This is a genomic window from Chitinophaga sp., from assembly GCF_017745275.1.
Taxonomy (GTDB): domain Bacteria; phylum Bacteroidota; class Bacteroidia; order Chitinophagales; family Chitinophagaceae; genus Chitinophaga.
Genome location: NZ_JAGHZS010000002.1, coordinates 508,228 through 521,204 on the forward strand (window position 1 = coordinate 508,228; position 12,977 = coordinate 521,204).

Consider the following 12,977-nt stretch of genomic DNA (forward strand, 5'->3'; position numbering starts at 1 on the left):
ATATTTTATAGTTATTTTCTTGATACAATATCTACAGGAGCACCCGGGATGCCATCTACGCGACTGGCAATGCTGCCATTTTTACCAACGCTTACATCCAGCAATACTACACTGCCTTCTATCCCTGCAGTGAGGGTGTTACCATCCGCACTGAGTTTCAGCATGGTTACCTTTTTGCCGCCGAAGTTGGCTTCCAGTACACGCAAGTCTTCATTAACCGGGTTATAGCGGTAGATTTTATCGTTGGAAGTAAAGTAAAATACATCTACTGTGGAGCGTTGCCAGCGATTATCTGCTGTGAGCAGGGCGGCTCCCTTGAATAGCCGTTTCCGTGTGGGCATGATCGTGCGGAGATCATAATTACTCATCTGCACTGTAAACGTATATTCGTATACGTTACCGTCTGCGGATTTGTAATAAGCATAGGAAAGGCTTGGTATAGCCTGCATGAACAGGAGTGTTCCCGGACCAAGGTTAGCCGGATTGAAAGCGCTGCCTACCACCTGGTAATCGCTGCCCATAAAATTACCGCCGCTATCGAAGGTTACAAAGCCATGGCGGATAGTATCAAACCCGAAGAAGAAATTATACCGGTTGTAGAACGGAGCCAGGTAATAGTTGCCTGTTTGCATGCTGGAGAATTTACCGAAATCCGGTGCAAACGGCGCAGTGGAAGTGATACTAAGATATAGTTTGCCATTAACGATGCCCGTAGGTATGCCCATGGCGCCGTTAAACGCCTGTGTTTCCATAGGAGTGGGCGGGTTGAAGAATTGCTCCCCGAAATAACGTTTGCGCAGCATCGTGGCGCCATCAATGATGACGCTTTGTTTGGCCGGATCTTTACAGATCACCCAGTAGTCTTCCACACTATTTTCCTGGTATGCCAATGGTTTGGCAAACAACTGTACCGGGTTGGCCGGCAGGTCTTCATGATGAAGGGCCTGGTACAGGTCGGGGTTCACCGTACTGTCTGGCCGTATAAACGACAGGCGGGTAACGCCTTTGTCGACGCTCAATACCACTGCACCTTTTGAAAAACGTGTACCGCCGTCGATCTTAAATTTATAGAAGTATTTGATGCCATTTCGTTTATCTGTTACTGTTACCTTGGCATTGCGTATCATAGGTTTCAGGTTGTACACCATACGCAGCGGATAGCCGGTATAGTGATCCGATCTGGCTTCTTCTGCCACCAGGATATCCCAGTCGAAAGCGAGGTCTTTCAACGGATCGCCGTCTGCCAGCGTAATGGCCGGGCGGATCACGAGGGAGTCGCCAACAATTGCATTCACCGTGCTGTCAATAAGACCGGAAAGCACAGGTTCTGCGGGCACATTATATTGGTAATTCCCGAGGTCTTTTTTGCAGGCCATGAAAGAACCCGCCGATAATAACAGAACAATTAATCTTTTGCTCATAGTAATATTTTTAGAAGAGAATCTGATCCCCGTTTTCGTCGATGAATACGTATTTGCTGGCCGATGCGTAGTACTTCAGGAGGAAACGTTTGGCAGGAGCGGTTTTACTAAAAAAGTCGTAGTCTCCCGTAAGATCGTTTCTTTTCTCGAGCACATAGCCAGATGCGGCGTGTTCTTTTACCCACTCAAACGGGTATTGCAGCAGGTAGCTGGTGTTGGAGATATAATACAATGTTCTCGGAATTTCCATGTACCAGTCGGGATAGGAATTGGCAATCACGAGATCAGTAGTACCGCTGCTGATCAGGAACAACTGGTGCTTTACCCGTGAGTATTTACCCAGGTTACCGGCCCAGGACGACCACCACGCCGGTTCTTCCAGGCGGTTGGAATACTGGATACGTTTGGTGCGGATTTCCAGCGGCAGGTTCGTTGCAAAGTCCTCACCACCGGATATACGGATGGTCAGGTGCACGGATTTATTGGCCAGCGCAGTGTCTACATTGAGCAGTATGACCGGGATCTTTATAGTGCCCGAATCTGCCGGCATCGTGTAGGAGGCCTTCAAAGCCTCATAGTGTTTCCCGGATACCGCAGTGGTAGCGCTATCCACAGCTGCCAGCGTAAAGTGCCGGTCCCGGTGGATCATCTTACCTGATATCATCACCGGTATCCAGATGGTATCTTTTTCCCGTTCAGGATGGTAAGCGAAGGAATAAACAAGGCTGTCTGTATTGGCATAGTTCAGATAGATATTGTCCTTTGCCAGATCGTACGGTTTAATATTATCTTTCTTACAACTGAATAACAGGCAGGCAAGAATAGTAATGATAGAAAGTCTTTTCATGAGATGCTTGTTAATTGTTTCTGTAAGCGTTTTCATCATCCGGTAACGGTAGTACGAAAATGCTGTTGGATGGTTGTTTGGAATTGGTAGCGTTGATATATACCGCATGATGCAGGCGCTTATACATAAAGAATATCTGGCTCTCGCCATAGAACTCTTTCCTGGCATCTTTTATCAGCAGATCAATAAACGCTGATTTACCGGCAACATTATTTACCTGGTTCCCTATGCCGCGTGCCGCACGCAGGGTATTATAATAATTCAGCGCGCGTTGCGGGTTTTTATCGAAGCTGGCCTCTGCTGCAATGTAATACAGCTCAGACAGGCGTATAGCCGGAGCTACCAGCGGATGTATATTGCTTAGTGGAGATGCGTTGCGGTAATATTTCTGTAGCACGGCGCGATCCGGTCCACCGGTGGTCGATGCTGTATTCAGGAACCATTGCTTCAACCGCCAGTCGTCTGCACCGGAGGTGCCGATCTCATAGATATCATTCACCTGGTTGGTGGTAGCGCTATAGTCCGGATTCTGCTTGGTAAAGCGGGCCTGTAGTGATTCGATAATGGAAGTGGTTTCTGTATACCAGCAACCAATGAGCTCCTTATAGAAGATGCGATCGCGTTTTTGAATATCTGTCTGGAAGAAATCGGCTTGTTTGGTAAACGGAAATTTCTGTGTGGCAATAACTTCTTCGGCATTTGCCAGCGCATTCGTATAGTCGTTGCGGTAAAGATATACGCGCGCCAGTTCTCCGCAAACGGCGTAGTAGTTCAGCCGTTGACGCCTGTTCTGCATGAACAGGTCAGCATTATCCAGTTCGCTGGCCGCATCATCACCGGGATAGCCTACGATATACGCTGCTTTTTTAATAGGATCGTTCTGTAACAATGTTTTGGCAGTGGTCAGATCTTTCAGCACACTGTCTATTGATGCATTTACGGGGGAGAACGGAGTAGAAGTAGTACCCACTCTCGTTACGTAAGGAATGCCTTTCAGCGTAGCACCATTTACGAACGATGGCGCAAACATGCGTAGCATATCAAAGTGAATGTAAGCACGTAGGGCGAGTGTTTCCCCTTTAATCAGGCGGTAGTTTCCGTCGCTGAAAATAGTAGTGTCTTTATCAATCGCCTGTAACAGGTAGTTGCAGTTGGCAATAGCTTTGTAGGCATTGCCCCATACATCGTTGACCATGCCTTTCACGGCGCCGCCGGTGTATTTAAAGTTGGCAATTTCCTGGTTGGTCACATCACTGAAAGTATAGTTCTGCCCCAGTACATCCAGCATGTTGTAAGTAAGCTGACCGCCATAGAGCGATTGACCGGCGCAAAGGGTGTAAATGCCATTGAGCGCTTCTCTGAATCCCTGTTGCGAATTAAACAGTTCATCTCTGTCAACCTGCGTCTGAGGCTTTATATCCAGGAACTTTTTGCAGGAAATCATCGATACTCCCAGGCTCAGTATTACAATTAATTTCTTCATGAGAATGATAGTTTAAAAGGTGGCCAGGATAGAACAGGTAAGGCTTCTCGCGAAAGGATAATCGATACCACGTTCTTGTTTTACGCTGGATATACGGAGTATATCGTTCATGGTTACTGCTCCACGAAGAGACTGTAAACCGATGCTTCTCGCAATGGCTTGTGCCAGATCGTAGGAGAAGTACAGCGACTGCAGTTCCAGCAGGTTTTCTTTCTGAATAAATCTGCTGCTGGCGTAGGTGAGATGAAGATCTGTGATATTCTTATACAGCGCCTGATCGCCAGGATGCTGCCAGCGCATCGTCAAAGCCCTGCTGTCTACATTAAAGCGTGGGTCCGCATTCTCAATTCTGTCCACCAGCGTTTGATTATACATGTCTCCGCCAAATTTGTAGTGGAAACTGAAACTCATCATCCAGTGTTTCCAGGTGATGTTGCTGCCAAAGAAACCTTCTGCCTTTGGGGTGTAGTCGCCAATAGGACGGGTGTAAGCAACGTCATAGTCGTAGGTGAGACTACCATCTGGCTTTTCGTATATCTCACGCCCGTTTTGCGGGTCAATGCCGTGGGATTTTACACCATAGATGGTGTTGTACGACTGGCCTTCCGCAAAGCGCAGCAATGGCCTGCCCTGCGCACCTTTGCTGGGATCGAGCTGGTAGTTGTTCACGCTTTCATTGTAAGCTTTCAGTGCATTGGAAATTTTTACAATGGTGTTGGTGTTATGGGCAAGATTTCCTGTCAGGTTAATGTTCAGGTTTTCTTTGCGTAGTGCATTGATGGTTATATACAGCTCATATCCTTTATTGGCCATATCGCCCAGGTTTTCTTTATAAGTAGAAAAACCGGTGGAAGGCGCAATATTGATATCCGTCAGCAAACCTTTGGTGAGCTTATAGTAATATACGGGTGTAAGCATAATCCTGTCATCCAGGAAGCCAATTTCCGCGCGCGCTTCATAGTTGGTAGTTTTCTGCCATTGCAGGTTATCATTGCCGTAACCATTTACGATGGCGCCGATGCCGGTGGAGTACCAGTTGGAAGTCTGGTAACTATACGTGGTCCTGGCGAGGAAAGGAGGAAAATCTACGGAGCCTGTCAACCCTGTTGTACCAGAGAGTTTTAGCCGGGAGAGTGAGGGAAAGCTACGCTTGAACCAGTCTTCATTGTGTACGTTCCAGCCAATACCACCTGACCAGAATGGTGCAAATCTTTTATTGGCGCCGAATGCAGATGATCCATCCAAACGAACAGCCGCGTCAAACAGGTACCTGTTTTTGTAGGAATAGCTGCTGCTAAAGAAGGAGCCGATCAGGCGTCTTTCATCCACATTGCCTTTGGGCGCCTGGTTTGGCGTGTAGGTACGTGCAAATGCGATGCTGCTGAATTTATCATTGGAGAATCCGCGGGCCTGGAAGCCTTTGAAATCTGCGGTAGAAGAAGTGACGTTAGCGCCGAGTACGGCATTTACAGAATGCTCTCCTATCAGTTTATTGTATACCATGCGGATGTTTCCATCCAGGTTGAGGGACTGGGTAGCTGCGTAATCATACGAACCCTTGTTCATGGCTGTTTCCGGCGGATCCAGGTAAAATGCATTGCTGAAAGGAGAAACAAATTTATCGGCAGTGGATTTCGTACTGTTTAAGCTCATGAGGCCTATCAGGCGTAAGGCTGGTGTGATGCGCCAGTCAGCAGAAAAGGCGTCAATCAGCTCTGTATAGTTGGATTTATCGAAATTGCCGAGGCTGGCTTCATACAGTGGATTCAACACCGGCACGTTTTTGTACTGGTCCTTACCCGGCTGATGTGTATCTACGCGCCAGTTGGCAATTTCACGAATCAGTTTACCGTTTTCTCCATAAATAGGATAATAGGGGTTCATGGCCACGTAGGTGGCGAAACTGCCGTAGTTGGAGTTGCGGGCGTTTACCTGTGTAATGGTCAGGTCGTTTCTCAATATCAGCCTCCGGTTAGGGTTATACGTAAAGCTCATACCTCCGCTGTAACGGTCACGTCCGGAATTTTTCATGACGCCGGGATCTGTTTGATAGCGGAGATCAATACCGTAGCGGAAGGAGGAGTCGCCGCCTTCAACGTATACAGAGTGCTTTTGTGAGTAGGCGTTACGCAGTGGTTGTGAAAGCCAGTAGGTATTTACACCGCTGACTACATTTTTAAGTTTGGAATAATATTGCTGATCGAGTTCGTCCTGTGTGGCGGCGGTGTTGTTTAGAGAGGAGTAGAGGCCGGCGCGTTTTTCGTACTCCAGTTTGTCGGCGGCATTGAGTACGCTGTAGTCGCTGAGATCAGGCGCGGTGGCTTTCATTTCCGCGTTGTAGGAGAGGCGCAAACGGCCTGGCTGCGGCGCTTTCGTAGTAACAACGATCACCCCGTTAGCTGCCCTGGAACCATATACCGCCGTGGCGGCAGCATCTTTCAATATGGTAACGCTGGCAATGCGGTTAATGTCCATATCCACTACTTTTTGCAGGGATACTTCAAACCCGTCCATGATAAATACCGGCAAATTGTAGGAGCTGGAGAGATTATTCCGGTCCAGTATCTCGCCGTTGGGCATGGCGGTAGTTCCCCTGATATTGATTTTCGGCATGGCATTGGGGTCAGCGCCGAAGAGATTATTATCGGCTATTCTCAGCGAAGGATCGAAGGAGGCGAGGCCTTTGAGCATATTCTGTGGATTCAGCCGCTTTAAATCTTCTCCTTTCACCACAATAGCGTTACCGGTATAGTTATCTTTCTTAATTACCTGGTAACCGGTTACTACCACATCGTTCAGCGAACTGGATTTTGGAGAGAGGAAGATGACCTGGTTACGGATGTTACTGACCGGTATTTCCTTTGTTTGGTAACCTACGCTGGTGAGCACTAACAGGTCGCCGGCACCGGCTTTAATACTGAATTGTCCTTTGTCGTTTGTCAGGGCTCTTTCGGTTGTGTTTTTAACATACACAGAAACCGCAATCATAGCATCTTTGGTGAGGCTATCCACAATTTTTCCGTAGATCAGGCTATCCTTTTCGGGAGCGGTGATGGCCGGTGTTGCATTGCCGGTATTGCTTCCGGCGGTAACCACAATCGTTTTATTAACGATCGTATAGCTAAGATTGAATTTTTTCAGGCAGGATTTCAGGGCATCTTCCAGGCTGGCATTTTTCAATTCAACATCTGTTTTCAGTGATGTGGGATCGATATTTCCTTTGTAAAAAAAAGTATAGCCTGTTTGTTTTTTGATGTCGCTGAAAATACTTTCCAGGGAGGCATTATGCCGGCTGATCGTTACATACTGGCTGGCTGCAGTTACCGGCAGGTAAAGCAATACGATGGTTAGCAGCATCAGCCAAGATCTGAAAGGTGTGCACATGCATTTCCCTACCCTTGCCGCAGGGGACAAAGGAGGACAATGAAACTTAAATTTCATGTTGGTCGGATTTAGTCGATAAAATGAACGGATAAGCGTTGGCTGGCAGTTGGTATAACTGGCAGCACCAGGCGCTATCACATGGTTGATTTAGATAATTGGTTTTAGATGATTACAATTCCTTCATACAATCTTGACATTTTAGTTGGCAGTTATTGAGACTGATTAATCGCATTAATTTTTATTGGTAACAGTGATCACGTTATCATTTATTTCGAATGTAATACCGTTGATCTCCAGTATTTTTAATACATCCGACAGTTTACTGTTCCGGGAAATTTCCCCGTAAAATCTTTCATCAGGTATCTGGCCGCGATATTTAACCTGTATGTTATACCAGCGGGATATCTCGCGCATCACCGATGGCAGATTATCATTTTTAAAGGAGAAGAGATTATTGATCCAGGCGGTCTCCTTTTCTGTATCCGCGCTGATGGTCCTGATGGTGTTGTTGGTGTTGCCATTGCAGATGGCTTGCTGACCAGGTTGAATGACCACGGATCCGCTGTTATTGCTCACTTTAACGGAGCCTTGTATGAGCGTGGTTTTCGACAAACCTTCTTCCGGATAGGCGTTCACGTTGAATTCGGTGCCGAGCACCAGCACTGATTGTTGTCCTGATTGAACAATGAATGGTTGGTTGGCAGCAGGTGCAATGTCAAACCAGGCTTCGCCCTCCAGTTTCACGGTTCTATTGGTGGTGCTAAAAGTAGCAGGGTATTTTAGTTTACTGGCAGCGTTGAGCCATACCGTAGAGCCATCGGGCAGCATGATTTTGAATTTCATGCCCGCCGGTGTGGATAATACGTTTTCCTGTCCGGCGTTCCCGTTTGCGGTAGACGTAGTTTTATACAGTAAGGTGCCGTCTTTTTCTTTTGAGATAACCACACCTTGCTGACTGGCAATCTGGCCATCAGCGCTGCTATCCAGCGCTATTACCGTACCATCGGCCAGGCGAAGGGTAGGAGCGCCGGTGGCATAGGCGGTGAGGTGCCGTTGTGATGATGATGGATGTTGTCTGACAAAGAACAGGATACCTGTGCCGATGACAGCCGCTATGGCGGCGGCAGCAGCCCAGCGGCGGATAAGCATACGCTTTACCACCGGCCGGGATGTATCGGCATTCGCTATTTCCGCATCTATCTTGCTCTTCAGTGTGGCTTTAAGGTCTTCGTACCTGGCTTCATTTTCCGCTGTAATGAAATCTTCCGCCGGATCAGCTGCATCAAACCAGGACTCCAGGAAGGCAATCTCCTCCCTGGTGGCGGTGCCATTCCTGTATCGATTTAGCATAATATTGAAAAGCGCTTTTCCGCGGTTATCCATCATTGTCGGTTTCTATGTAGATGAGTCGGAAAAATGAAATCCGCCCACGCTGTGAATAAATATTTTTTATTGATATGTGTTTCAGGGTTATTTCATGGTGAGTATCACCACAACCTGCAATATCATCAGCGATTCCCTCAGCTTTGAAAGGGCGCGCCCCATCTGGTTTCTGACGGTTTTCTCCGAGATGCCCAGCTGTGTGGCAATCTGTTGTGTGTTGTGTCCTTCCTGGAAACGCAGGTTGAAGATCTGCTTTTGTTGCGCCGGCAGGGTATTGGTCAATGCCTCAAATGCAGCATAGAACTCCTTGTACAAGACGTGGTCGTCTGTAAGGCCGTAACCCTGTAGCTGATCTTCGCTGTTGTCGGGCAGATCACCATACCGGCTTCCCTTTTCCATTTGTTTGAAAACCCCGTTGCGCGTGGCAATACGCAGGTAAGCCGGAAGATTATCAATCGGGGTAGATTTCTCCCTGGTCCATAATTGAACAAATACGTCCTGCGCTATATCCTGCGCTGCATTTGTATTGCGTATTCTTTTGTAGGCAATGTTGAAAACATCCTTCCAGTAACGATTGTATAGCACATCAAAGGCAAATCCATTCCTTTTGCTGATTTCTGCTAAAAGGTCCTGGTCATTTGCATGCAGTAGTTCATCCCTCCCCATAATTGACCATAAAACTAAAAATTGTTTTGATTTGTCAAGGGATTCTTTGTTTCAATAGTGGTAACGGGATGTTAACCGGTAATTCCGGTGTGATCATTATTCAGCGCTTCGGCTCTTTTCTATTTTTTAACTTGGCAATAGGGGAAAAATTGCTATATTGAAATCAATATTTTTATAGAAAAACAGTTTTTAACCATTCTTTAACCGTCTGCCCCCATATTTGTATGACCCAGTTAACTGATGCCCAATTCAGCATAAATGGCAATGCCATTCAGCAGTTCAGATCATTTGCACTTAAGCAAAGCATATTCGAGCACCACCAGTTTGAGCTCGTTTGTCCCGCAGAAACCATCGATGGTGTAACCGGTATTTTCACCTCCTCACGGGAGATGATTGGTGCTACTTTTAATGCCCGTATATCCGGCGTAGGTATAAAGGGAGATATGCAGTTTAATGGCATAGTGACCAGCATAGAAACTTCCCGCGTGAATGGGGAGTATGGTGATGTGATCATTGCAGGCTACAGTCCTACTATCGTATTAGATAGTGGTCCTCACTGCAAAAGCTGGGAAAATAAATCGGTGAAAGACATTGCACAGGATGTCCTGAAATTCTTCCCGCAAAACCTGCTGGAACCTAAAATCCAGCCGGTGTCTAAAGAAAGTATTGAGTATTTCGTTCAATACAAAGAAACCGCCTGGAACTTTTTAAAACGATTGACGGCGGAATATGGAGAGTGGCTGTTTTGGGACGGCCGCAACCTGGTGGTAGGGCCCCCGGATGGAGAGGATAAAACTACACTCGGATATGGCAGCACACTGAGCCATTTTAATATTAACCTCAATGCAAGACCTGCGCAAATGCAGTACCTGGGCTGGGACTACCGGAGCAGCCAGTTATATTCCAGTGCGCCTGTGAATGAAGCCATCGGAAAAAAAGCTGGTTTGAATTCATTGGGAGAAAAGGTGCACGAGAAATCCCAAACACTGTATGGCACTCAGCCAAAGCAATGGAGCGTTCGTTATTCCAGCAGCAAAAAGCAACAGGATGATATGGCTACCCTCTTTAATGCGATAGAAAGCAGTAAGATGGTGCGTTTAACCGGAAAAAGCGGCCACCCCGGTATCGCTGTAGGTTCCAAAACGGATCTGACCAATCATAATATGTTTAGTAAGAGCTCGGAAGAATACGGGGAATACCTGGTTACCTCGGTGGATCATTATGTAGATACGAAAGGTGAATACAGCAATGAGTTTACCGCTATTCCTTCTTCTGTTTTGTTACCACCGGTGACTATTCCGGAACTCCCGGTTTGTGAAGCACAAAGTGGTATTGTTACCGATAATAACGATCCACAGGGACTGGGAAGGGTGCGTGTCAAACTTCACTGGATGAACGGAGATGAAAAAACGCCGTGGATAAGGGTGACCACACCGCATGCCGGTGGCGGAAAAGGGATGTTCTTTATCCCGGAAACAGGTGAGGAAGTGATCACTGGTTTTGAAGGAGACAATGCCACCAGGCCATATATCATTGGGGCCGTGTATCACGGTAAAGCCAACAACACCTTTGGTAATTCTGCCAATGATGTGAAAGCGCTGCAAACCCGGAGCGGCAACAAAGTTATACTGAACGATAAAGACGGAAGTGTATTTGTGGAAGATAAAGACGGTAACAGCGTGAAGATTGATGGCGCTGGCAACATTACAGTGAAGAGTAAAGTAAAAGTGGAGATCCTCTGCGGAGATGGCGCACCGAAAAGTTCCATTACGCTCACCAATGAGGGCGACGTCACCATCGAAGCCGAAAAAGATATTATGCTCAAGGCAAAAAAAGTTTCCGGTGTAGGATCAGAAATGGTATCCATGGGATCTGGCAGCGGGGAAGGAGATGCATTCAGCGGCTCCGGATTTACGGTGGATCCTAATGAAGTAAATATTGTTGCCAAAAATAAATGCAGCATCGGGGCACAAACGGAAACACAGGTGGGTTCCGCAGGAAAACTGACCATGCTGGCTCAGGGTGAATCTATCCTGGTTGGCCAAAAGGTGAGTATCAACTAATCAGGAAACTATGCAGAACAATGCCATCATGCAACGGGTGCTACAGCTAAGTGATGTCTGGAGCCAGGAAGTAAAAGATCACCCGGATGTACGTACGTTTATTATGATGGGTGCCAACCTCGTGGAGTATAAAACCATCAAGGGCTTTGTAATGTTCCAGGTATCTGCAGAAAAAAATCTGCCAGATACTTTTCTGTTACATCAACAGCCATTTGAAGACAATGGTGCCACTTACGCCACAGGTTTACTACAACACCTCCATCAATATTTCCAGCAATTTAACCAGGATAGTAAACTGGTAGCTGAGTATGGTAGTAAGATTGCCTGGGAAAACCCTTACCAGGAGAAAACGGCTGTTACCCATGCGGAGTTTGTACAGGCTTTATCCGGCCTGGCAGCTGTGTTGCAGATAAATGGAAAAAACAGTGTGTTAGTTGTTACCCTGTTCCCCGAACAGGTAAGTGATTTTGATAAACTGGTGGAATGGATGTCATTACTGGCGGCTACGAAGATTCCTCCCACGATACGGTTTTTATTGTATGATAATACAGAAGCGGAATTGTATAAAGGCCTGGTGAAAAATAATCCTGCTGCAAGGTATATTAAACCTGACCTGGATATCCCGGGCGCCATGAACCAGATACTGGAAGAGGCAAAGGCGCAGAAAACGTCGCAGGAGGAAATAGACATTATCCAGTTTCAACAATACCTGGTTAAACTAAACGAGGCGGCTACTTATAGCAGTGAGCACGATCTGCTGTTCTATAAGGAACAGTGCTGTAACATCACCCGGCGACACCGATGGCTGCAACAGGAGGCCATTGTTTATTTCTTTCTGCATAATTTTTATGCGCAGCATCACAAAGCGAAAGCCATCGAAAATATCGACAAGGCGATTCAGCTGGCGGATGAAGCCGTACATAAAGGCCTGGCAACAACAAACCAGGAACAGTTTCATTACCGGATTGCAAAAGGCAACCTGTATTATTTCGACAAAAAGTTATCGGAAGCTGCCACGGTGTATAAGTCGGCATTGGCACTGGATCGTACAGATGCCAACCCAATGATGCTGGCAGGGCTTTACCAGATGCTGGCATCCTGCCAACGTCGCACCGAAAGTCATAAAGCCACTACCGATACCTTAGTAGCAGGTTGGGAGCTGTTATCCGGGATGCCGGAGGAAGAGTTAAAAGAAAATGCAATGGCCATGTTTTATGGAAGGGATATGCTCGAATGGAATGACCCGGAACTGAAAAAGCATGAACCTTTTATGAACCGGCTATGGGGCAACAACTGGCTGCATAAGATCCGGAACAGCCATGTATACCAGGAATATACCGGCGCCACAGATAATTAACCGGCAGGTAGCTATCAAAAAGTATTTTAACCATGGAAAAACCTAAAACAATTGTTTATCTCATTGTAGTAGCCGTACTTATTTCAGTGGGTTATACCGCCTGGAGTTTTATTGGCCAGCAACCCGACAAAAAGAAATACAAGGACTATCAGCCGGTAACGGCCACCATTACAGATAAGCTGGCTGGCAGAGTTAGCCGGTACGGCGCCAAACCTACCCGTTATCACATTGCATTCAAAACAAAAGACGGCAAAGAACATTTTGCTTCCAATATAGAACTGGGCGCCAATCTCGCCCCGGGAGATACCGTTACCGTTTATTACAACCCTGCTAACCCCGGGGATGATGTTGTACTCAGATTACCTTAAAGCAA

At 46.8% G+C, this 12,977-nt stretch carries 9 protein-coding genes; 3 read left to right on the forward strand and 6 right to left on the reverse strand.

Going from position 1 to position 12,977, the window contains the following annotated elements; all coding sequences use genetic code 11:
• Positions 1–11: 11 nt before the first annotated feature.
• The 6 genes from J7623_RS07780 to J7623_RS07805 form a co-directional block, all read right to left on the reverse strand.
• Positions 12–1,421 carry a PKD-like family lipoprotein gene (locus tag J7623_RS07780; RefSeq protein WP_291919229.1) on the reverse strand — a complete coding sequence of 470 codons (1,410 nt, stop codon included), beginning with the start codon at positions 1,419–1,421 and terminating at the stop codon, positions 12–14.
• Positions 1,422–1,431: 10 nt separating this feature from the next.
• Positions 1,432–2,268 (reverse strand): DUF4843 domain-containing protein, encoded by an 837-nt coding sequence (locus J7623_RS07785; protein ID WP_291919232.1) that lies wholly within the window; start codon positions 2,266–2,268, stop codon positions 1,432–1,434.
• A 10-nt stretch (positions 2,269–2,278) separates the two neighbouring features.
• Positions 2,279–3,751, reverse strand: a complete 1,473-nt coding sequence (locus J7623_RS07790; RefSeq protein ID WP_291919235.1) for a RagB/SusD family nutrient uptake outer membrane protein — start codon at positions 3,749–3,751, stop codon at positions 2,279–2,281.
• 12 nt (positions 3,752–3,763) lie between these two features.
• Positions 3,764–7,192 carry a SusC/RagA family TonB-linked outer membrane protein gene (locus J7623_RS07795; RefSeq protein WP_291919238.1) on the reverse strand — a complete coding sequence of 1,143 codons (3,429 nt, stop codon included), beginning with the start codon at positions 7,190–7,192 and terminating at the stop codon, positions 3,764–3,766.
• Positions 7,193–7,366: 174 nt separating this feature from the next.
• Positions 7,367–8,485 carry a FecR family protein gene (locus J7623_RS07800; RefSeq protein ID WP_291919239.1) on the reverse strand — a complete coding sequence of 373 codons (1,119 nt, stop codon included), beginning with the start codon at positions 8,483–8,485 and terminating at the stop codon, positions 7,367–7,369.
• A 120-nt stretch (positions 8,486–8,605) separates the two neighbouring features.
• Entirely contained in the window at positions 8,606–9,184 is a 579-nt protein-coding gene (locus tag J7623_RS07805; protein ID WP_291919242.1) for a sigma-70 family RNA polymerase sigma factor, read from the reverse strand.
• A 224-nt stretch (positions 9,185–9,408) separates the two neighbouring features.
• Here J7623_RS07805 and J7623_RS07810 point away from each other — a divergent pair, with 224 nt between their 5' ends.
• From J7623_RS07810 to J7623_RS07820, 3 genes are read left to right on the forward strand one after another with little or no spacing between them, the layout of a single operon-like run.
• Entirely contained in the window at positions 9,409–11,247 is a 1,839-nt protein-coding gene (locus tag J7623_RS07810; RefSeq protein WP_291919244.1) for a phage baseplate assembly protein V, read from the forward strand.
• Between the two features lie 10 nt (positions 11,248–11,257).
• Positions 11,258–12,604, forward strand: coding sequence for a hypothetical protein (locus J7623_RS07815; protein WP_291919246.1), 1,347 nt, complete (start codon positions 11,258–11,260; stop codon positions 12,602–12,604).
• Between the two features lie 32 nt (positions 12,605–12,636).
• Complete coding sequence (locus J7623_RS07820) at positions 12,637–12,972, forward strand: DUF3592 domain-containing protein (RefSeq protein ID WP_291919248.1); 336 nt, start codon at positions 12,637–12,639, stop codon at positions 12,970–12,972.
• The last annotated feature ends 5 nt before the right edge of the window (positions 12,973–12,977 follow it).